General features: G+C 34.8%; 22 protein-coding genes and 1 pseudogene. 11 read left to right on the forward strand and 12 right to left on the reverse strand.

What is annotated here, in order from left to right:
* Positions 1 to 305 precede the first annotated feature (305 nt).
* A complete protein-coding gene (locus HMPREF2811_RS00430; protein WP_071407611.1) occupies positions 306 to 1,265 on the reverse strand; it encodes an aldo/keto reductase in 960 nt (319 codons plus the stop codon).
* Between the two features lie 569 nt (positions 1,266 to 1,834).
* Positions 1,835 to 2,581: a DUF6198 family protein gene (locus tag HMPREF2811_RS00435; RefSeq protein WP_246829778.1), complete on the reverse strand. Its 747-nt coding sequence runs from the start codon at positions 2,579 to 2,581 to the stop codon at positions 1,835 to 1,837.
* 1,389 nt (positions 2,582 to 3,970) lie between these two features.
* Here HMPREF2811_RS00435 and HMPREF2811_RS00440 point away from each other — a divergent pair.
* A complete protein-coding gene (locus tag HMPREF2811_RS00440) occupies positions 3,971 to 4,183 on the forward strand; it encodes a helix-turn-helix transcriptional regulator (RefSeq protein WP_071407612.1) in 213 nt (70 codons plus the stop codon).
* Between the two features lie 34 nt (positions 4,184 to 4,217).
* Here the strand turns inward: HMPREF2811_RS00440 and HMPREF2811_RS00445 are convergent, their stop codons facing one another.
* From HMPREF2811_RS00445 to HMPREF2811_RS00455, 3 genes are all read right to left on the reverse strand, one after another.
* Positions 4,218 to 5,525, reverse strand: a complete 1,308-nt coding sequence (locus HMPREF2811_RS00445) for a uracil-xanthine permease family protein (RefSeq protein WP_071407613.1) — start codon at positions 5,523 to 5,525, stop codon at positions 4,218 to 4,220.
* Between the two features lie 14 nt (positions 5,526 to 5,539).
* Complete coding sequence (guaD, locus tag HMPREF2811_RS00450) at positions 5,540 to 6,901, reverse strand: guanine deaminase (RefSeq protein WP_071407614.1); 1,362 nt, start codon at positions 6,899 to 6,901, stop codon at positions 5,540 to 5,542.
* A 319-nt stretch (positions 6,902 to 7,220) separates the two neighbouring features.
* On the reverse strand, positions 7,221 to 8,570 hold the full coding sequence (locus HMPREF2811_RS00455) for a GntP family permease (protein ID WP_071407615.1): 1,350 nt from the start codon (positions 8,568 to 8,570) through the stop codon (positions 7,221 to 7,223).
* A gap of 184 nt (positions 8,571 to 8,754) precedes the next feature.
* Here HMPREF2811_RS00455 and HMPREF2811_RS00460 point away from each other — a divergent pair, with 184 nt between their 5' ends.
* Positions 8,755 to 9,693, forward strand: a complete 939-nt coding sequence (locus tag HMPREF2811_RS00460) for a LysR family transcriptional regulator (RefSeq protein WP_071407616.1) — start codon at positions 8,755 to 8,757, stop codon at positions 9,691 to 9,693.
* 392 nt (positions 9,694 to 10,085) lie between these two features.
* Here HMPREF2811_RS00460 and HMPREF2811_RS00465 read toward each other — a convergent pair whose 3' ends face one another.
* A complete protein-coding gene (locus tag HMPREF2811_RS00465) occupies positions 10,086 to 10,985 on the reverse strand; it encodes an alpha/beta hydrolase (protein ID WP_071407617.1) in 900 nt (299 codons plus the stop codon).
* Between the two features lie 10 nt (positions 10,986 to 10,995).
* On the reverse strand, positions 10,996 to 11,490 hold the full coding sequence (gene tpx / locus HMPREF2811_RS00470) for a thiol peroxidase (protein WP_071407618.1): 495 nt from the start codon (positions 11,488 to 11,490) through the stop codon (positions 10,996 to 10,998).
* Between the two features lie 204 nt (positions 11,491 to 11,694).
* Here tpx and HMPREF2811_RS00475 point away from each other — a divergent pair, with 204 nt between their 5' ends.
* Positions 11,695 to 13,035: an MATE family efflux transporter gene (locus tag HMPREF2811_RS00475; protein WP_071407619.1), complete on the forward strand. Its 1,341-nt coding sequence runs from the start codon at positions 11,695 to 11,697 to the stop codon at positions 13,033 to 13,035.
* A gap of 115 nt (positions 13,036 to 13,150) precedes the next feature.
* Here HMPREF2811_RS00475 and HMPREF2811_RS00480 read toward each other — a convergent pair whose 3' ends face one another.
* From HMPREF2811_RS00480 to HMPREF2811_RS00495, 4 genes are all read right to left on the reverse strand, one after another.
* On the reverse strand, positions 13,151 to 13,906 hold the full coding sequence (locus tag HMPREF2811_RS00480) for a thermonuclease family protein (RefSeq protein ID WP_071407620.1): 756 nt from the start codon (positions 13,904 to 13,906) through the stop codon (positions 13,151 to 13,153).
* Between the two features lie 302 nt (positions 13,907 to 14,208).
* Complete coding sequence (locus tag HMPREF2811_RS00485) at positions 14,209 to 14,898, reverse strand: TMEM164-related integral membrane acyltransferase (RefSeq protein WP_071407621.1); 690 nt, start codon at positions 14,896 to 14,898, stop codon at positions 14,209 to 14,211.
* Positions 14,899 to 15,221: 323 nt separating this feature from the next.
* The gene (locus HMPREF2811_RS00490; RefSeq protein WP_071407622.1) at positions 15,222 to 16,328 is read right to left on the reverse strand and encodes a lactate oxidase; all 1,107 of its coding nucleotides are present in this window, start codon (positions 16,326 to 16,328) and stop codon (positions 15,222 to 15,224) included.
* A 201-nt stretch (positions 16,329 to 16,529) separates the two neighbouring features.
* Positions 16,530 to 16,928, reverse strand: coding sequence for a PaaI family thioesterase (locus HMPREF2811_RS00495; protein WP_084801782.1), 399 nt, complete (start codon positions 16,926 to 16,928; stop codon positions 16,530 to 16,532).
* 146 nt (positions 16,929 to 17,074) lie between these two features.
* Here HMPREF2811_RS00495 and HMPREF2811_RS00500 point away from each other — a divergent pair, with 146 nt between their 5' ends.
* The 5 genes from HMPREF2811_RS00500 (at position 17,075) to HMPREF2811_RS00515 (ending at position 20,743) form a co-directional block, all read left to right on the forward strand.
* Positions 17,075 to 17,659, forward strand: coding sequence for an EndoU domain-containing protein (locus tag HMPREF2811_RS00500; protein ID WP_071407623.1), 585 nt, complete (start codon positions 17,075 to 17,077; stop codon positions 17,657 to 17,659).
* 8 nt (positions 17,660 to 17,667) lie between these two features.
* Positions 17,668 to 17,976, forward strand: a complete 309-nt coding sequence (locus tag HMPREF2811_RS00505) for a hypothetical protein (protein ID WP_071407624.1) — start codon at positions 17,668 to 17,670, stop codon at positions 17,974 to 17,976.
* A gap of 290 nt (positions 17,977 to 18,266) precedes the next feature.
* The gene (locus tag HMPREF2811_RS00510; protein WP_071407625.1) at positions 18,267 to 19,367 is read left to right on the forward strand and encodes a replication initiation factor domain-containing protein; all 1,101 of its coding nucleotides are present in this window, start codon (positions 18,267 to 18,269) and stop codon (positions 19,365 to 19,367) included.
* Between the two features lies 1 nt (position 19,368).
* Entirely contained in the window at positions 19,369 to 19,512 is a 144-nt protein-coding gene (locus HMPREF2811_RS11305) for a hypothetical protein (RefSeq protein ID WP_168164919.1), read from the forward strand.
* Between the two features lie 19 nt (positions 19,513 to 19,531).
* Complete coding sequence (locus HMPREF2811_RS00515) at positions 19,532 to 20,743, forward strand: FtsK/SpoIIIE domain-containing protein (RefSeq protein WP_071407626.1); 1,212 nt, start codon at positions 19,532 to 19,534, stop codon at positions 20,741 to 20,743.
* On the opposite strand, the gene HMPREF2811_RS00520 is transcribed toward HMPREF2811_RS00515, so the two are convergent.
* The gene (locus HMPREF2811_RS00520) at positions 20,712 to 21,044 is read right to left on the reverse strand and encodes a plasmid mobilization protein (protein ID WP_246829779.1); all 333 of its coding nucleotides are present in this window, start codon (positions 21,042 to 21,044) and stop codon (positions 20,712 to 20,714) included. The two genes, HMPREF2811_RS00515 and HMPREF2811_RS00520, sit on opposite strands and share 32 nt — an antisense overlap.
* Positions 21,045 to 21,122: 78 nt before the next feature.
* On the opposite strand from HMPREF2811_RS00520, the gene HMPREF2811_RS00525 reads away from it, so the two are divergent.
* The 3 genes and pseudogenes from HMPREF2811_RS00525 to HMPREF2811_RS00530 all read left to right on the forward strand — a co-directional run bounded on the left by HMPREF2811_RS00525 (position 21,123) and on the right by HMPREF2811_RS00530 (position 22,403).
* Positions 21,123 to 21,395 carry a hypothetical protein gene (locus tag HMPREF2811_RS00525; protein WP_071407628.1) on the forward strand — a complete coding sequence of 91 codons (273 nt, stop codon included), beginning with the start codon at positions 21,123 to 21,125 and terminating at the stop codon, positions 21,393 to 21,395.
* 14 nt (positions 21,396 to 21,409) lie between these two features.
* Positions 21,410 to 21,661: pseudogene (locus tag HMPREF2811_RS10955) on the forward strand (DDE-type integrase/transposase/recombinase); the annotation flags it as partial.
* Between the two features lie 121 nt (positions 21,662 to 21,782).
* Entirely contained in the window at positions 21,783 to 22,403 is a 621-nt protein-coding gene (locus HMPREF2811_RS00530) for a uridine kinase family protein (protein WP_210386526.1), read from the forward strand.
* Positions 22,404 to 22,642 lie beyond the last annotated feature (239 nt).

The raw sequence follows: 22,642 nt of genomic DNA on the forward strand, positions 1-22,642 counted from the left end.
CACTTTTGTACAATTTTGTGTTGACATTTACACCACTCTCCGAAACAATAAAGTAGTCTCACACTAGATATTAAAACGGAGTTTGAGACCACTCAACTTACGCGCTATAAAATAATAAGATGGCACCAAACTGAATTTATCAAGTTTTGCCCACTCTCACTAAGCTTATTTTATCGAACAAAAAAACTCAATACATCAGACTTGCGACCTAATTTGCTTGTCTAAAAGATTGAGCTTATTTAAATTTATCGTGAATCAGTTTTGACAGTCGCTAATAATAGCACTTCTCTTCTGACAACGAATAACTAGCGTGCGCCCATAATTTTATGAGGCATATAAGGTTCTTCTAAATATAATAAATCTTCTTCACTTAATGTAACTTTTAAAGCGCCGACCGCATCGTCAATATGGCTCGTTTTGGTGGTCCCAATAACCGGTGATAACACCCCTCTAGCCCATTGCCAAGCTAAAGCAATCTGTTGCATTTTGACACCATATTTTTCTGCAATCTCATGAACTCTTTTTACAATTTCATAATCTTGCGCTTCAGTCGAATCATATTTACGAACTGCAGTGGTATCGGTTTTACTTCTTAAAGTATCCGTGTGCCAATCTAAACGTGTTAAACGACCCGCAGCTAAGGGACTATATGGCGTTAATGATACATTAAATTGCTGACAAACCGGGATTAGTTCTCGTTCGTCTTCACGATACATTAAATTATAATGATTTTGCATCGATTGAAATGGTGCCCAACCATTATCCTTCGCAATATTTTGTAAATTATGAAATTGATAACCATACATAGCCGACGCACCTAGTGCACGTACTTTACCGTCTACTACTAATTGATTCAAAGCTTCCATCGTTTCTTCCATTGGCGTCTCATAATCGAATCGGTGGATGATGTATAGATCTAAATAGTCCGTACCTAATCGTTTTAATGTCCCTTCAATTTCACGATTAATGGCAGCACGTGATAATTTGCCTGGATTAAAGTAAACTTTCGATGCTAGAATCACTTCATCACGCTTAAAATTACGTTTTACAATATTCCCAACATATTCTTCACTCGTTCCCTGAGAGTATCGATTAGCCGTATCAAAGAAATTAATTCCTTGGTCAAAAGCATGTAACATAATCTTTTCGCTTTCAGGCTCTTCTAACGTCCATTCATGCATCGTACCTGGCTCACCAAAACTCATACAACCCAAACAAATCTTTGAAACTTCAATATCGGTATTACCTAATTTTCCGTACTCCATATTCACCCTCCATTTTAATCAAATTCTCATAATAGCATTATAAATGATAATGTCTGATTTCGCTATTAATATGCTATTGAGCTAATAGGATGGAATGAACAATATATCGTAAATAAGCTGATATTTGCTTCGTCTGCCCACACCCGCAGAGGTGAGTAGGCCTCAAACAAGTCGAAAAACGCAGGTTGAGGCCACTTAACCACTGCACTTTTATTTAACACACAATAATTTGACCGAATATATCAAGTTTTCCCCAGCCTCATTGCTGTCATGGTTTAGCTTATTTAAGCCAAAAAAGCACCTGAACAATGTCCAAGTGCTAGTATTATTATTTACTAATGAGAGTGAGTATGATATAGAAAACAATGGATTTTCGCTTCTTCTGCGTCCACCCACGTACAGTTGGGAATGGACTTTAAGTAGCAAATTGATGATGGTCGCTTCATCTACATCTAGACCCGCGCAATTTAAGAAACCTCAAAATTTGATACTACTCAACACTACATTTATCATTAGCGGGCATAATTTAATCGCATTAATCAAGTTTATGACCACACTTTCGTCAACTTTTATGCTCGTTTTACGCGTTTTACTTCAACCTTAACTGTTGGAATATGAACCTCAAACTGACCGATGATAAAGGACGAAATAAAGGTCGTTAACAATGAAATTAAACCATTGACCAATGGCATATATAAGATAACGGATAAAGTTAAAACTAAAATATCTGCTAAAAAGTAGGCTTTTCCTAACGAAATCGAGGTGCGGTTGGCCATGATTAAGGCATAGCAATCATCACCACCAGCGACACAACCTCGCGCTACTACTAATCCACAACCAATTCCTAATAATAAACCACCTAAAATGGCTGCTACCACTGGTAAATGTTCTAATGAAGGTAATACTGGACCGACTGCCTCCACTAAGGAATACATTAGGACATAGATCAGTGTTGAAAAAATGGTTTTTTTAAAGAATCCTTCTTTTAATAATAAGACTCCCAAACCATATAATAAAATATCAATCGGAAGATTAATAATTCCAGGACTAATATGGGTTAATTTTGATAAGACGATGGATAATCCAATAACGCCACCTTCAGTAATTTTGGCTGGAATATGAATGTTGACAATCGCAAAACACATGATCAAGTTACCGAGAAAAATCATTCCGATATCTGTCCAAGATAATTCTAACCACGCAATCAAACGCTTTAAAGTCAAATTATAGCTGCGTTGTGCAACGCTTATACTTTGACGATACACTTTATTGATTTTAGTAAACAACGACTTATTTTTTCTTACTGCTATTTTCATCTTTCCCTCTTTTTGTCTTATCACACAGAGGTTTGCATTTTTGGCCATAAAAAAAGACTGCCTTGGCCGGAATACAAACTCCGTGCTGTACAATCTGATGGTTGTTGATGCTGATTTTTGTTTGAAAATTCTTTCTTGTAAGAACTCTGATTCATACAATTTCTTCGAATAGATCCCACATCAGGCACCCTTCTACTTCGAAACTGCTGCTATCAGATAAAAACTACCATAACGTACAAGACTCTTTTTTAGTGAGAATTATGGTAACCACCTGAGAATCGTTTCTCATCGTGATTCCATCATAGCACATTTTTAAGCTGATTGACAAGTTATTTACAAAACATTTACACTACTCGTTTATCGTTTTCATGAAATTTGGTTTAGTTATTTGAAAAAGTTGTCTTTGCGCTGTCTGATTTTATGCGCTACTATTAATATTTTCAATTTAATCTTTTGGAAACATAACTTTTTTAAGAATATATCTTATTACAGGAGCAACCACAAAAACTATAAATAATGTGATTGGCCCAGTGATATCAATTTTTAATAAACGAAATGATACCACGATTAATACTCCGATTAGTATCAAAATTAAATAATAAAAAAACAATTTTTTATTCATGTATCCCACCCTATCTGATAATGTTTATATTAATATGTGTAATATTTATGGAAATACGAGGAGAGTATTCGTCCCAATGAACTTTTCAGAAGTAACTATTTTAGCACCTAAACCGGCATCTACAACACGCTAAAAGCATGATTCAAAATTACTAACTAACCACCCAGCAATGGATTAAAAACAACCTACAACACCAGCACCACGTATATAATTTTCAGCCAAACCAATAACAATACCTATTCCACTAAGATTTTCAGCATTTCTTCTATACGAATTAACTAGTACTCTAACTTGAAAATTTGATAAATACACCGAAATAATTACTCTAGTCTCATTATAATTAATTGACGGTGTAATCGGTCCGTATGCTGATACGTGACCTATTGATACAGTACTAGAAAATAAGCTACAAAATAATAATAATAAAACATTAACTTTTTAACATTTCCATGATTTTCTTCTCCCTTGATTATATCATATTTATTTATTAAAATTAAAATGATATTAATTTTATCTCCCTAAAAGATTAGTTATCTTTACACCCTTTAATAAAGTAAGTATATTTTATTTGTACTACTGATATTTTTTAAATAACACTGAGTCCCTTATATGAATATATTTTCTATCTTTATATAACTCCTTTCTCATACAAAGAACATATTATTTTCTTCTTTTATAAAATCATGATAATCGCATGATAGCAAGTGAAATTATGTTTACATTTTGAACATCTAAAATTACAATTAGATGAGAAAGCGAGGAATACAATGGATTATCGTACTTTAATTAAAAAGATAAGATTAGAGAATAGCTTCTCTCAGCAAGAATTTGCTGATTTAATTCATGTTAGTAGACAATCTGTGTCAAAATGGGAGAATAATAAGATTATGTCTAATCTTGATTACATGAATGAAATTTGCAATCAATTTAATATTCCTGTTAAAGATTTTTTTAACTCTAAATCGAAAAATCAGCTTTAATGACCTTTACAAGCAGTCATTAAAACTGATTCTTTTAAATTTCTGGCAATAATTTATTCATAAGCATTGAAATAATCGCACTAATCGCAATTGGCGAATCCAATAAATACTGAATCATTGTAGGTGCTGATTGTTTCACTTCGACGGGTAAGAAAATCAATCCCATTGCTACAATAACTGGCAAACCGACAATATAGGTTTGTCTTTCGTCAAAAGGTTCTTCCTTAATCACTTTAAATCCAGCTAATAAAATAATCATGGTCACGACCGCAAAAACACCGCCAATAACAGAAGAAGGTATCGAATTAATTAAGGCAGAGAATTTCCCCAAAAATGATAAAATAATAAACCAAATAGATGCGCCAACGAATACTCGTTTACTTGCTACCCCTGTTACTGAGATAATCCCCGCATTAGTTGAGTAACCAGTCACTGGTGTCGCACCGACTAAGGCCGCAATCATACAGCCAATCCCTTCACCTATAATTCCCATATTTAATTGATGATCAGTAATTGGTTCATCAATAACACTACTTACCGCATACCAAGTTCCTGTTGTTTCGGCTGTTAATACTAAATAAATGATTAACATCGTAAGAATTGAAGACAAATCAAATCCTAATGGGTAATCCACAAATGCAATCATTGGTCTCGTAAACCATCCGGCACTCACAACACTATCAAAATTATAACCTCCCATTAAAGCAGCCACTACTGTTCCAATCGCAATCGCAAAAATAACCGATCCAATACGTAGTAAGTTACCAGTTTTGGGAGCATAATAACCTATCATTGAAAAAACAATCAATAAACTACCAGAAATAGCAGCTAATAAAATATTTTGATGCATACTTAACATGTCACTTTGTACATAAATATTAGAGTTGAAAGCAGCTGGTAACAACGATAAACCAACAATCATAATAATTGTCCCTGAAACAATACGTGGAATATATTCGGCAATGACTTTCTTAATGATGCCGGTAGCACCCAAAATCGCCAAGATTAAGCCTCCCACTAGGCTGGCACCAAAAACATTGTTGAAGTTACCATTCCCGAAATAAAGACCAATGATTGCCCCAACTGGCACAAAAGAAGGTCCCTGACACACTGGTAATTTTAAGAAAAACAACACTTGGATTAAAGAAGCAATCCCAGCACCTAAAAAACATGATTGAATTAAAGCCGTCGCTTGATCAGCAGGGGCACTTACCGCTGTTACTATAATAAAAGGTACAACATAGACATCCATTGCTAAAACATGTTGTAAGCCTAAAAATAAAGATTGTTTAATTGAAATCGGTTCATTTGGTCCAATTGTTAATTTTTGTGTTGTTTCCATTAATAGTCATTCTCCTATCCTCTACTATGTACAAGTTTGCTTTGAACATAGACTTCTTTAATATTTTCAGTATTGGCTAAATATAAAATGCGGTGTAATAATTGTTCTGGTTCATTAAAGACACCGAAATCTGGTAATGGGTGCGTTGTGGCATGTAAATCGATAACTTGGAAGTCACAGGCCATCCCGGATTCAAAGGCTCCAATAGGTAAGTCTAACGCTCGTCCACCCGCTTTGGTCGCTAAATAAAAAGCTTCAGTCATCGTAATACGGCTATCTTTTCTGCCTCTTGTTTCAAACTGCAACTGCACATCCACTCCATCTTCTAACATTCTAGAAGACATGACCGCTTGTTTTAAATTGTCATATAAACTAGGTGAAAATCCACCGGAAATATCACTACCTAAACCTATTTCAACTCCTTTTTGATGGAAACTTTTAACCGGTAATACTCCATTAGCAAAATAAGCATTGGAAATCGGGCAATGAGCAATAGCTGTTTGAGTTTCATGATAAATCTGACAATCATGATCACTTAAGTATGGTGCATGAGCCATAACTGACTTCTTCCCTAATAGGTTAAAATCTCTTAATGCTTCAGTATCTGATTTTCCATAACGCTCAAAAACAGTATCATGTTCCCATTGACCTTCACTACAATGCGATTGCACATGAACATCATATTTTTGCGCTAATTCACCTAAGCCTTTTAATGCCTCATCGGTACAACTAGGTATAAAACGAGGTGTCACAACTGGATATACGCCTTGATATGTACGTTCATTTAGTGCTTGCACCTGTTGAATAAATAACTCTGTTTCAGCTAAAGCTACTTCTGTTGTTTCGTCACGATAGTAATCCGGACAGGCGTCTTTTTTATCCATCACTACTTTACCAATTAAGCCTCTTTGTCCTAATTCCGCACAAATTTCCGCTAATTTATAGGATGCTTCACGGTGAATCGTCGCAAAGTATAACGCAGTGGTGGTGCCATGTGCTAATAAATTACGAACTAAATCCTGATAAACTTGGTTCGCAAACTTTAAATCTTGATATTTCCCTTCAAGTGGAAAGGTACATTCATCCAACCAGACATTTAAAGGCTCGTCTAAGGCAATACCGGCTTGTGCCCATTGTGGCGCATGAATATGTAAATCGATAAAACCTGGTAACAATACATGCCGAGAATCAAATTCCACCAACAAGTCATCTGCTTTTGCTATGGACAAAAGGTGTTGGTATTGTTCTTTATCTTTTTCAGGGTCGTAAATAGACTCAATGTAACCTTCGTCATTGACGACAATTAATTGATTTTTTCCATAAAATAACTTCCCAAATTCAGGGGTACTAAATAAATTTCCTTTAAAAATTTTCATTGCTCTACTCCTTGCTTAACAAACTACATATGCGATTTTAGTTTTTATATTTCGTTTTTACAAGGTGTTTTTAAGTATATCAGTACACACCCTTTTCAATCGTTCGTGTTTTGAGAACGTTCAAAATGTCTTATCCATTTGTTATGACATCATATCTATTAGAATTATCTTAAAATATTTTGATAACGAAACTAACTGAATAACCACCAGTCACAAAAGGCTTTATAATACGTTTCATGCTTCCTAATTACGAACAAAAAAAAAGACCCAAGTTAGATTTTGCTAACTCAAGTCTATGTAAGAAAAAATAAGACACCATCTAATACAAAATATTACTTACTAAAATCATTACGATTAAGGCAACTAGATGACAGCCCCCTACAATAAATACTTGATGGATAAAACCATCTTTAATAGTGGTGCCGGCTAAGTTATTATAAGTAATATTCACACCTGAATGTGGCATCGAGGTCGTAACAGCGGCCGCTACAACAGCAATTCGGTGTACTAATTCAGGATTTAAACCATTCGCAATATTATCTCCGGCAATACTATTCATCACAATGCCTAACGAACCTGAAGCCGAACCGGTTACCGCACTTAATAATGCAGCTGCCACCGATAAACCAATTAAGGGACTTCCAGGTATACTCGTAATCGCATGTTGAATAATCGCAAAAGCAGGTGACGCAGTCAAGACCGATCCAAAGGCAACAGATGATGAAGTCGCAAACGCTGACCCAATAGAACCATTGGCTCCCGCATTTAATAATGGCATTTGTTCTTTAATATAGGGTCTAAAAATAATTGATGACATCACAATCGCCACCGTTAAAGCGATTAGAATAATATGGTCTACTTTTGAAAACAACATGATGATGATAATTAAAGTCACTAATGGTAAAACAGATAATAAAATCGACGGTAATTTCGTTTCATCAATTTGAACTTCTTGCTTACTAGATAATTCATCTGCTTGGCGTTCGGCATCTCCTGCTGAATAACTATAGAATCCTTCACCCTTGGCTTTAGAGGCTTTTAATTGAAGATATAAGTATAAAACGCCATAAGCTAAAGCTGCCGCTGCACCAATTAAAGATAGGAGGGGCGCTGCTGTTAAAGTCGTGCCAATAACCGAAGTCGGAACCGCATTTTGCACTGAGGGCGCTCCGGGTAACATCGACATTGTGACGGTCGCCATCCCTAAAAATAATGGAATTGGCAATAATTTCCAACTCACATCTAATTCTTTAAAAATCGGCTTAGCTAATGGGATTAAAGCAAACATGACGACATATAAGCTTACCCCTCCATAAGTTAAAATTGCCGCAATTAAAGCAAAAGCCAACATGACATAAAAGGGATTATCTCGCCCAACCAGTTTCAAAACAAAGTTTGCGATAGATAAGGTTGCATTACTCTTTTCAATATATTGAGCTAATACCGCTCCCAATAAGAAGATGGCGAAGTTATTAATTAGAAAACCAGCCAATCCTGTCATATAAGAATGCTCTTTACCAACCATGAATTCAAAGATATTCATTCGACTCGTTAAAATGACTATCAATGTTGCTAAAGGCGCTGCCAGTGCGATGTGCATTCCTTTAACCGACATCCAAATAATCGCGATAATTGCAATAAAAATCCCAATAATACCTAATATTTCCATATGCACTTTTCCTCTACTGTTTATTTGTTATCTTTATCATATCAAGTTTCTTATCATAAATTAAATAACATTTTGTATACGCTTCCCATAACTAAATTGATATAGTACAATAGGTTTAAAGAATATTTCAAATGTTAATTTCGCTTTAAAATAACCAATAAGTTATAACAGAGGAGTCGCGCCAATGAGCAGTATTAGGGATAAAGAATTAATTCAAACGATTATGGAAGCAGGGAATATGACGGCTGCAGCCGATAAATTATTTGTCACACAACCCTATTTGTCAAAATTGTTAAAAGAATCCGAAGATAAAATCGGCACTGCTTTATTCAAACGCAATTACCGATCGATGAGTATTACTTATGCTGGGCAAGTTTATTTAAATTACTTGAATCAAATTGAAGAAATAGAAAAGAAAATGTTAGCCGATTTGTCCTTAGTAGCCCAAGAAAAACACGGGCTAATTCGTATCGGTGTCAATCACACTTTAGCTTCGGCCTTATTACCGACGGTTTATCAAATTTTTAATCAATACTTCCCTCATATCAAATTTGAATTTTACGAATTTTCAACGACCCGTCTTAATCAAATGCTTAAAAATCAGACACTTGATATCGTCATAGGTTTAAGCGTTCAAGATGAAAATGACTTTGTTCAAAAAGTTTTATATACGGATCAATTATATTTAGTGGTTTCCAAGAATAGTCCACTCTATGACCCACAATATGATAATCAATTAGTCGAGGAGCGGTTTTTGACTCGGCAGCTAAATAATCTGCCTCTGATTTTATTGCCCGAAAAGTTCAGTTTACGCCGTCAAATTAATGAAATTTACTATAAAGAAGATATGACCTTAAACCTCATGTACGAAACCAGCAACTTATATACCGCTATTGGCTTAGTTAGAAAAGGCTATGGCAATACTTTGGTTCCCATTACCGGCATGAATACCGTGAGTTTTAATAATTGTAATATCTTCTCTCTGGAAGACGATTATTTTAAAGTCCAGTTTGTACTTTATTATTTGAGAGACAAACCCATCCCCTCGTACACCGAACAATTCATTGAGCATTCAAAGGAGATTTTCCGCCAAAAAAGTCAAGAATTCCATTTTCGTGTATAAACTGCAACATCAAAAAGGAGTGGGCAAGAAGCAGAAAATTAGATAATTTCGCTTCGTCTGCCCACCCTATAAAGTTAAATCAGTATTAAATACCCTTTATAATGCCACTTAATCTCTACACTTATCATGAATGTATATTGATCGGACTACAATTATTAATTGGATGATCAGTCTCTTAAATTTAATGAACATCATTTATGATACAAGTTATTCTTGCAGTTTTCAAAACAGCGCACATCATCGCCATCTTCCTCAATATTCTACGTTTATCGGTGGAGTGGTTAGTCAGTAATAGATATCGTGAACATTATCTATCCCCTTCACTCGCTGATAAAAGTCAGCAAATTCACATGACACCTATCATGCAATACTACTTATCCATTACGTTTTCTTTAGATTGTTTGTAAAAAGTCTTCAATTAATTTGGTATAAGCTTTCATACCAATCCTTTGTCTTGAACCAGCATGAGTTGCGCGGTCAATGAGGTGAACCACACTTTTTCCATGATTGGCAGCTGCTAATTGTTCACTGTGTTCTGGCAAGATAAAGGTATCGTTTTTACCATGAATAAACATGATAGGCACGTCATTTTCTCTTAGGGCATCGATGGCGCTCGTAGCTTTCATATCGAAACCTTGGGTTAGTTTCATCATAAAATTGACTCCATAGATTAACGGTCCCACTTTATATTGACGGTATAAACCCGCAATTAATTCATACAAATTGGTAAAACCACAATCGGCCACCACAAATTGAATTTTAGGTCGATACGCTAAGACATTTAAGGAAATCGAGCTGCCCATCGATTCACCATGTAAGCCTAAATATATACCATCACCATAGCGCTGATAGGTATCTTCAATCAATGCCAATAAATCTTTAGCCTCAAAATTTCCTAACGAAACAGGCGTTTTTTCATTGTCACCATGTCCACGCGCATCATAAATAATGACATTAAACCCTTGTGAACGGTATGCATCTAAATACTTTACCGCACCGTAGCGATTCGCTGTATAACCATGAGAAATAATCACATATTTATCCGACGGCACTGCCGCTTTCACTAAGACGACATGTAATGGATAATCTTGATAACCTTTAACCGTATAAGCCGTTTTATCATAATTATCAAAATTCCCCCATAAATGATGTTCCTTTTCCCATGCCATTTCTTTTTCTAATGATGAGATTTTAGGTTGGGCAATATTTTTTGAAAAATGTAGCGAAATGACCCCATAGGCAATGATGAATAACACTAAAAAGACAATGACAATCCAAAAAAGCCAGTCCATAAAATCCTCCTTAAGCCAAATCTTTAACAGCGTTGATAGCTGCCTCGTAATCAGGGTGGGTATTAACATTATCTAAATACTCAATATATGTAATTTCATTCTGTTCATTGGCTACAATAACTGCACGAGCTAATAAATGCCACTCCTCCATTAAGACACCATACGCTTTTCCAAATGATTGATCATAATAATCCGATAATAACACAGCATTCTCAATACCTGAAGCACCGCACCAACGCTTTTGAGCAAAAGGTAAATCACAAGAAACCGTCATAACCACTGTATTTTCCATATCAGATAAGGATTGGTTAAACTGTCTTGTTTGGGCATCACAAATCCCTGTATCGACCGAAGGTACAATACTTAAAACTTTTTTCTTTCCTTCGAAGTCAGCTAAAGATTGCTTCACTAGGTCAGGATTTACAAGAGAAAAATCAGGTAATAGTTCCCCTACTTTTAACTGATTACCGATGATGGTTACTAATTCACCTTTAAATGTTGTCATGTTAAGACCCCTACCTTCATTTCATTTTTTCAGTAGTCTTATCATATCACAAAATAAGCTGATTCAATAACGATGTGTTTTGAAGGAAAATAACAAAATTAATTAATCATGTTAAGTTTATAGGCTAAAAGACTAGATAATTACTGCGTAAAGTACTATCATATTACTAGTAGTTTAGTAACTGAAAAAAATAGAAAGGATCTTATGAAAGATAAAGCACATTATAAAACAGCCATTTCAATGGCTTGGCCTTCTGTCTTAGAGAGCTTCTTTATTTCATTGGCAGCGATGATCGATACGATGATGGTCGGTGAATTAGGGAGTTTTGCGATTGCAGCAGTTGGCTTAACCACTCAACCAAAACTAATTGGATTAACTGTCTTTTTTGCTATTAACATCGCTGTATCATCATTAGTTGCAAGGAGACGCGGACAAGAAGATAAACGAGGAGCCAATGAAGTTTTCCTGACAGCATTATGTTTAACAGTAGTAGCTAGTTTAATTATTACCGTTATTTTCTTATATTTCGCTGATGATATTATGCACTTAACCGGAAGCAATCACGAAACCCATCAAGCCTCTGTTAATTACTTACGGATTATTATGGGCGGGATGATTTTTAATGTCATCGCCATGGTGATTAATGCTGCACAACGTGGAAGTGGTAACACCCGAATTGCCTTCTTTACTAATGTTACCTCATCAATTGTTAATATTATTTTCAATTATTTACTCATTAAGGGTAAAATGGGGTTCCCTGCTTTAGGAATTCAAGGGGCAGCCATCGCCACCGTAATAGGTACTTTTGTGGCTATGTTGATGAGCATCCGTTCACTCTATAGTCCAGATAGTTTAATTCAAATTAAATATATTTTAAAATATAAAGTCAAAATGCAAATGAAAACTGTTAAGATGATTTTTGGCTTAGGTTCTAATATGGCAGTAGAAAATCTGATGATGCGCATTGGGTTTGTAGCCACCGCGGTCACAGCTGCAAAACTGGGAACAAATGCCTTTGCCATTCACAATGCCGGTATGAACTTACTAAGTCTTGGCTTTTCATTCGGGGATGGGATGCAAGTGGCAGCTGTTGCCTTAGCCGGTAGAGCACTCGGTCGTCAAGACCACGCTAAAGCCATTAAATTTGGCCATATCTGTCAACGGATTGGTTTAGTCATGTCATTAGGTTTATCATTATTCTTATTTGCTTTTGGTAAAAATTTAATGGGGCTTTATTTTAATGAACCAGCCCTAATTGATGAAGGGGCGATTATTACCCGCTTTGTCATGGTCATTGTGTTATTACAAATCTCCCAACTTGTTTATGGCGGATGTTTAAGAGCCGGGGGCGACGTTCGCTATACACTTATTGCAGGCATTATATCGGTTACCCTAATTCGTACAGGTGTTACACTAATATTAGTTAATATCTTTAATTTAGGACTTTATGGTATTTGGATTGGGATTTTATCCGACCAATTCTCGCGCTTTATTTTATTGCGCCATCGTTTCAAACAAGGTAATTGGACTCGGATTGAAATCTAGTTTATTGGTATAACAAAATAAGTATCCTCAAACTTTGAGTCGAACCAGATTACAGCTTTGTATATTCTTGGTATTGCTCAAACTAGAGGATACTTTTTATTTATATACTCGATGATTACTGAGGGACCTCGCAACCAATCCCGTCTTTATCACCATCAAATTGTGGGCGAAATCCAGGATCGCCCTTCCTAATGGGAGCCTTACCAGCTTGCCATACTTCCTTACAGTTTCGATAATAAACAGTCTCTGCTTCATTGACAGAACCAGCTGAATGGTTGGCTTGAAGTTCATATTCAGCTTTGTTAATAAACTCCAAATCTCCATCCACCCAAACCCTTAATCCTTCATATTTTGCTTTTTCTTGCGCTTCATAAATTGCTTTTACATATTGACTATTAGGTAAATACTGATGGATGTATCGCGCAATAGCGTAACCTTCTCTAACTAGAATTTCTGATAAGAGATGCCCATCCACCCAAACATGCACTAAATCACGTTGATATTTATCTTTTTTGGGACCTTCATATTCAATTTGAATTAATTTAGCTTCTTCAAATAATTGATTGACTCGCTTGCGTGCCGCCTTACTATACGGTACGCCTCCTCTTATTTCAGGAGCATCCATTAATAAAAATCTTGCTTTAATACTTGGTTCTATTTGGCGTTCTAAAATAAAGTCCGCGGTATCACCATCATAAACTTTAAAAGACTTAACAGTAAATAATTTTGCTAGACTGGCATTCGTCTTAGCCGTTGTTGTGTAACCTAAATATTCATCGCTCACTTCTGCCCTGACGGCGCGCGGGTGAACGCCTAACATTAATAAAATTGCTAACAAAAAGCCTATGTAACGATAGATTGTCTTGGTCATGTCTCTATCCCCTTCCACACCTAATGCTCACATTATACCAAACTTTCTCCTTTTACAAGGATGTTTTTTGGTTAGTAAAATCAATCATCATCACGCTATTCTTATACTAAACGATCATCAGTAAACATTTTTAAGAAGTATTCAATCAATATAAGTAAAAGCAATCCATTCTGAATTCGGTTCAGAAACGTGTTTACGTTTTTATTTTAAAATATTAAGCACCTCACTATAAGCATAAAAAACCTTGAACAAAAGACCATCGTCCATTATTCAAGGTATAAAGATAGCAGCTTCATTTCTTTCTAGGAAAACTGCCGATTCGTTAAATACTCACTTAGTCGATTGTAACAAATTTCTGCTACCGAAAACAGTACGAAAGTAACAACTGCACAATGGATTAAATATAAACTATCAGCCATTCCATTTAAAAAAGCGAATGGGCGTTTCACTAAATAAAAATAATTGCCGTTTACGATAGGATTAATAACATAAACAATCATCATGTAAACCATCATTAAAATAAATGGTAATTGTTTATCAGCTTTTTGAATCCGAAAATCATATACCACCATCGCAAAGAAAGGTAACAATAGTGTAATAATATGGTTCACCAAAAAACTAACCCCTAATGGATGGGTAATACTTTGGACCCGACTAGGATAGAGAAAACTTAATAGCGCGAAAGCACCCGTAAAAGATAAAACTTTAATGACTAACTTGTTTTTGGTCGCTAAATATAAAATACCTATGATGCTATTAATACGACTGATATGTAATGGCATAGATTCTGATAGATCAAATTTAAAAAACAATAAATAATAACCATATAAAATACATTGTTGAATAATACTGATAATCAAAACCATCATACTAATCTGATCACGATGATTGCGAACAAATGGTATATTTGTAAACAGTAAAAACCCAACTATTATAACAATGCCTATATATAACAAATGGTTAGGTCCAAAAGGTTTAATAAAGTCTGTCATCACATTCTCCTTTGGTAACAAGAGTATTATGTTTCAATTGCATTATAACAAATCAATCGCATTCCTTACCACCCATTACTCCATGATTTGTAAGTGAGACAAATCGGAATTTCTAAGTTGACTTTTAAAACCGAATTTATCAAGTTGATGCACAGCCTGTGCTTAATAATCTGTTAAAAAGCTTTGCTCTAAGCACATCATCGTTCTATGGCACTCTTATTTGAATCTCTTTAAAGGATCCCATCTACACAATCTCAAAGAATTCTCAAATAAAAAATTCAGTTTAGACTCGCCATTAAGCTCCTCTAAACTGAATATATATATTATCTTAAATCAATTAATTGAGTGTTTTTAATATCTTCAATTGTTTGTGTTCCAGCTAATTGCATCACACGTTTTAAATCTCTTTCAAAATATTCAAAAACAGATTGTACCCCTTGCCAACCGCCAAGAGCTAATCCAAATAACACTGGACGACCGATTGCAACGATATCCGCTCCGCTAGCTAAAGCTTTAAAGATATGTTCACCACGACGGATACCTGAGTCAAACACAATTGGCACTCTTTTATCGACAACTTTAGCAATCGCTGGTAGCATTTCAAATGATCCAGGTGCACCATCTAATTGACGACCACCATGAGTAGATACCCAAATACCATCAGCCCCCGCTTGAATGGCAGCTTCTGCATCTTCAGGCGCTTGAACACCTTTTAAGAAAACAGGTAAACCTGAATACTCTTTGATGAAACGAATGTCATCCATCGTAATTTTTTGTTTAGACTGTCCATAAATATTATTTAATGACATATCTTTACCTGTACCTGTTAGGTAACGTGCAACAATCGGCATACTAAATGGATAGACGAAATGATTTTTCTCATCACGATGGCGATTACCCCCAACCGTCGCATCAGCCGTTAAAATAATAGCTGTCGCGCCATCTGCTTTTGCTTCATCTAAAATGCTTTTATTTAATTGATCATCTTTAGACATGTAAATTTGGAACCAACGAGGGGTGTCTTGTAATCCTTCATCAATTTCCTCAAAAGTTGCTCCTGAATAAGCAGAAATTGACATTAAAGAACCACCAAATTCACGAATCCCTCTTGCAGTCCCCGCTTCTTTGGATTGATGCGCTAACCCATGAGCCGCAATTGGTGCCATTATATAAGGTACTTTTAATTCATGTTCAAAGATTTTAGTACGAGTCTCTGGAAACTCTACATCCGCAGCTACTCGGGGTACTATCCCTTTAAAATTAAAAGATTCTACATTACGTCTTAAGGTAAATTCATCACCAGATCCTCCTGCTAGGTAGTCAAAACCACCATGAGGTACGACTTCTTTCGCTAAATCTTCTAGCTCAATAGTGTTAAAAATTTCTAATTTTTTTACATGATCAGGTGCACCATATTGTCCTTCTGTCATTTTACAAACTTCCTTCCAACTTACATTTATATATTAGCGACATCTTCTTATGCCAATAGCGATATTATACCAATTTTTAAGTATTTATGTAAGGTTTTCCAAGCTTATAACAAAACTATATAAAAAAAAAAACGAAAACAAAAAAGCAATGATTTTGAACGAGACAATTAAGCATTCGTCAATCATTGCTTGTTTAAAATATTAATCCAAATGGAACATTGTCGCCATCATATCCACTAGTAAGACATCGTCTTGATTACGAACTTCCACTAGATAGATAGAGGTAGTGCGCCCTTCTCTACGAGGAATTACTTTAGCGGTTAGGGTATCTCCCACTTTACCCGGTTTATAGTAATTTATAGTACTATCTAAGGTAACTGAATTTTGCTTAATATACGCCATTCTCGCTCCAGCAGCGACATCACATAATGTAAATAAAAAGCCACCATGAGCAATCCCTATAGGATTCGTATGCTTTTCTTCCATTTTAACTTGGACATAGACAAAATCATCCTCATCGACTAAGACTTGGGTGACACCAATTAATTTATGGAACTGACCTGAAATTTCAGTCATATCAAAAGTTTGTTTAATCTTCATTTTTTCACCTATCAATAATATTCGTTTTAGTAATAAATCTATTCTACCTAAATCTTATCAAATAGTAAATAAATTAACATTTATTATCAGTTAATTGAATTCAAGCTGTATACTCAGTATAATAAACTCATTCAAGGAGGATATCTATGAAAAAAATCTTCAAATACTGGCTAATAACCCTGATAACTTTATTACTCGTCGCTTGTGGCAATCATTCGAATGTTGCTATACCAGACCATGAGCTTAATAATCCCACTGTTACTACTGAAGAAAGTCAAAAAAATGCACGGACATCAACACAAAACCAGACTGAGTTCAATCCTGAAACATTCGATACCGACGATTTAAAAAGGACCCATATTTTTATAAAAAATGGGCTTGAACATATCTTCTTTGGTTCCATTAATCGTGAGGGTAAAGCGACCGGCTATCATTACGAAGGCTTAGCTCCTGATGTTACAATCATAGAAAGCACACGCTCCAAAACGGACCGTCATGGTGTCTACCGTGCTAAAATCACGATTGATGGAGAACCTAAAAAAGCCTATTCTTCATTTTTTCCGCAAGAGTGGACGCCACAAGAAGTCGTTGACGCAATAAATGAAGCTTATAAAAATAGCGAACATGTAAGTGGTAATATTTTCGAAGGTGAGAGCCAAGGCATCAAGATTCAAATGTATCTCACTAATGATGATAAAATCATTTCCGCATTCCCGATATATGAAAGGTAGGATAAATTATGTACCATTTTGAAAAAAGAAAAGAGAGATACCATGTCGTCTTTGAAGATGACCCTCACTATTCATTAGTCGATTCATTTCTTCAAGTAGAAGGTGTTAGCTTTGATGATATTATTACGCAAACTATCATTGAGTTTCTTGATAACATTGATAATGAAAAAAGCTTTGCGGGTAATGTCTATCAAATAACGTTAAACCAAGATCAAACGACAATTGAGGATAATCTTGGCGAAATCGAAGAAACAATCCCAACCTCTTTATTTATCCAAATCTATATTCAATGGCTTGAGTACATTTACCCAGATTAAACTCATACACTCTTCGCACAAATTGCGCGAGGAGTTTTTTATTTTGGTTTTATTATCTTTGTAAAATCCGACTCATTTCGAGCGCTTTTTCATCTGTTAAATTGAATTTTCTTACAAATACTCGGTAGGCTATCAATAAACCAAAAGTTTCATTTCCTACACCTACAACACCAACACCTATCATCATTAAGAATGATATTAGCACATTTCCTAGACAGGTAAAAATTCAATAAAAAATGAAAAAGGGCTCACAAATTAGGGGGTCTACAGATACAGAAAGGGGCCAAAAAATGGCTGCGAATACTGATAAATCAATGTTTTTTAAAGTTGACTGGTTAGCATTTACCATTCCGAACGAAAAGGATAAAAATCATGAAAATGATGATGGATTATCATTTAAATTTTTAGATTTAATTGGTTACAATTTTGACGATTTTGAAGATATACCAGGACGTTATTTTTATAATTCAGGTCTATCGCTGGGTGGGTACGTAAATATTTATTATAATGATTTTTCTAAAAAATTGATGAAAAATACAAATCCAACACGTAATTATGTTTTTACTGGCCAGGGCTGTACTGACTTGGCTCAAAAAATTGATAGTGATTGGAATTGGTTATTTAATCAAATTTTAGAGTTAGGCGGAAAAATAACTCGTATTGATTTAGCGATAGATGATTTTGAAGGTGTTTTGGATTTTGATTTGATGGAAAGTCATTTAAAGGCTGGTCATTATCGTTCTTCAAAGAAAAGTTACAATGTCGTCAAGCAAGCTGATGTAAATGGGAATATAAAGGGTTATACGATTTATATCGGAACACTTTCTAAAAGTTCCAAAGGGTGTTATTACGTTCTTTTCTATGATAAATTGGCGCAGTATGTATCGAAAAACCAGTTGCCACCACCAGAAGCGATAGCGAATGATCGGTGGCAACGGTATGAGATATCTTTTACTAAAACAAAAGCTATGAAGATAGTTGATTTAATGATTAGTGACGGTCAAACAATAGGTTCTATATATCATGAAGCTATGCGAGATATTGTTGAATTTTTAGAATTTGATGAAAAACAAAAAAATAAAAGTCGCTGGAAAGTTTGCGACTGGTGGTCTGATTTTTTAGGCGATTGCGAAAAAATTCAATTAGGAGAGCCTGAACGTGATGCGGATTTAGGCAGAATGTTGGAGTGGGTAAGAGTTGCAGTTTTGCCTGCTATCCATACATTAGATGAAATTTTGTCAAATTACGATTTTGATATCTATGATTTGATGAAACGTGGTTTTGATGGCGAATTTTCTAAAAAGCAAAAAAGACTTATTAATAATAGTCGACATTTATCAAATGAAGAAATAGCGAGAAATGTTGAAGCTTTTATGGAAGGCGGTTTTTAATATGGCGAAAACATATCTCAAAAATAATAACGGTTCTTATTCATTAGCTTTTTATCGGTCCAAAATATTTTATTTGATTTTGGGAATTTTAAGTTTTGTAATTTCTATTTTGGTCAAAAAAAATATTGGTGCTATTAAAGTTTGATACTTATTTGATTGATTTGATGACCTTAATAATAGTGTCGCTGGTCGCCGGTTGGCTAATTTATTTTATAGGCTTTATTATTTATGAAATAAAAAAAGCTGGGTCATGCAGTCGATTTTATGATTTCAAAATAATTGAAAATGGTATTACGAAAGCTTTATTGGCCACTATTACCGTTGATAAAAACAAAGACCAGCCAAGTATCAGAGTGCCGAGCGTCAGCGTGACGCAGTCAAAGCAGACGCTCGGCGTTAAAGTTGAAAAATTAGCTGGAATGTATGACATTGAAAAAATGGTTGAAGACATTAATTCTTCTCTTCGAAATAAATTTTCAAAATTAAATGTAACATCAGCTAGAATTAGTGATGATCATAATTATTTTGAATTTCAATTAGAAAATGTGGCATTTAATAAGACTTTACGACCAGCGACACTTACCGATTTAAAAGTTAAAAGTCATTATCTGAAACTTCAAAAAGGGTTAAAGATAAACTTGGCTGATAATCCTCATTTAATTATTTGGGGTAAGTCTGGAAGTGGGAAAACAACGCTATTATTTTCAATCTTAATTCAATTATTAATTGCTGGTACAGATGTAAGGCTGATTGATGGAAAAGACGAGTTTAGCAGTTTTGAAGCTTTTTACCCGCCTAGAAAAATAGCGGGCGATATTGATGGTATTTTCAATATTTTAAATGAAATAATTGAAATTATTTCAAAACGACAAAAAATAGTAGCTGATAAGGTTAAGGAACTAAATAAATTTGGTTTAAGAGCTTTTGATTTAGGTTTAAAGCCTGTTGTCTTAGTCGCCGATGAAATTGGTTCTTTAGTTGCTGGCATGGACTCCAAGCAAAAGAAAGAATTTAATTCAATGTTAGTTCAAATAGTTCAAAAAGGACGTTCTGTTTCGGTGTTTGCTATCTTAGCCACTCAATCGCCGAAAGCTGATATTTTGCCAACGGAAATCAGAAGTCAATTTTCAACTCGGATTTTGTTAGGAAGTTCAAGCGGAGATAATCAAAGAATGGCGTTTGATGGCGAAAGTCTGCTCGTGGGTGACGTTGAAAAATTTACTGGGTATTTCATGAGTGACGGAAAAACAAAGCAACCAATGAAGTTTTATGTTCCTGATTTGCATACGCATAAATTGAATGATTTACAGACATTAAAAAAAGCCTATGAATTAGGCTTGAAAATTAAGGCTTCCAAAATTGGTACCACTTTTTAGGTGCTTCAAGGAGCTTTTGTTGGCCTTGATATAATAATTGATGTAGTTGATTGATTTGGTTATCTTTTTGGTTTAGTTGTTCTTGTAAAATTTGTATGATAGCTAGATTGCTATCGTTATTGATATCGTCTTTATCATTGGTGCTATCGTCAGAATTAATAGCATTTAAAAGGGTTGTTTTAATATATTCATTGATTGAAAGACCTTTGTTGGTTGCTTCGTTGGTGATTAACTCTTTTTCTTCCTGTGTAGTTCTTAGAATGGTCTGAACTTGCTTACTATCATTTTTATTATCGCTCACGCTATCACCTGCTATCATTTATTTAACTTGAGTATAGGCTTCATTTTTTTAAAAATCAAATTGAAAGGGGTGATTTGTATGTTGCAAAGACAAGACTATGTTGAGCTAGTTTTGAAATTTAGTAAATTAATTTCAAAAGGGAAAATTGATAAATTTGCTTTAACTCAATATCAAAAAATGATTGAATTTACTGCCGAAGAAATGAATTTAAAAACTGATTATTCTTTATCATTAATCGAATTATTTGATGAGGCAGAAAAAAATCATTTAGATTTAGAACCAGTGGAACATGTTTATTCCATGTTAAGAAATATGGTTCTGTTGCAAAGCTTTACAAAAAATCTATTTTAGTGTAAAATTGAGAAAAAAGACAGAGTGTGGGTTTATATACTAAGACAGAGCACCGAACTGTGAAGTATCTTAACAATTTAATAGAACAAGACCATCGACCTATTAAACGACGAAATAAATTTTATCAAAGTATCCGTACAGCCACTTCCACGATTAAGGGCATGGAGACCATTCGAGGAATATATAAAAAGAACCGAAGAAATGGAATGCTCTTCGGCTTTTCGGTGTCTACTGAAATCAAGGTATTAATGGGAATAACAGCCTAAGATATTTGGGGTTCAGAGAGGGCGCGTTTGATTTTCAAACTTCGCAACAGAACCTTTGGGAATGTTTTCAGTACAATTAAGGATTTGTATTAAGATAATGACAAAAAAATGGGGGCTTTTTATGAAACTTTTAGTATCGGATTTGTATAAAAAATTTATGATAAACAAAACAACCGATAAAACCTTTTTGTTAGGTATTGATGGTTGTGGTGGAGCTGGAAAAAGTACTTTAGCTCAAGCATTTAAAGAAGTAGATGCTAATAACGTTACCGTAATTCATATGGATGATTTTTATAAACCTTCAATTCTAAGGGAGCCAGAAAAAAAAGAAGAAATAGGGGGAAATTGGGACTGTGAGCGTGTAAAAAAACAAATTTTATTGCCATTAAGTAAAAATCAGAGCACTAAATACCAAAGATATGATTGGAATCGAGATGAATTAGCAGAATGGCATGATGTGCCTGCAGGAGGTTTAGTAGTAATTGAGGGATGTTATTCCTTAATAAATAATTTAAATGAGTTTTACGATTATAAAATTTGGGTTGACACTCCTAGGGATTTAAGGCTTTCAAGAGGCATTGAACGTGATGGTGAAGGGAATCGTCATTTATGGGAAGATTTGTGGATGCCTGCTGAAGAACAATATATTCGAGAACAACAACCCTTGAAGACAGTGGATTTAAGGGTTGATGGAACCGGTAAAGAAAGTGATATAAAGAATTTAGAGCTTACTTTTTTATAAGGTATTCAACAAAAGGGCGCGTTGGATTTTCAAACTTCGCAACAGAACCAGAAATATGGTTGAAATTGCAAATAATAATTAAATTCGACTGTCGGCATTGAGCGTTAAAAAATAGGCTCTTTGTCAAATGGTGTGGGTCACGGAATTTTTGGTCGTTCAACACAATTGTGTTGAACGGCCGTTTTATTCTAATTATGCGGTTTTCTCTGTCTTTGATTCTTTTTCTTGACTAAAATATA

This window comes from Globicatella sp. HMSC072A10, assembly GCF_001811625.1.
GTDB classification, from domain to species: Bacteria; Bacillota; Bacilli; order Lactobacillales; family Aerococcaceae; genus Globicatella; species Globicatella sanguinis.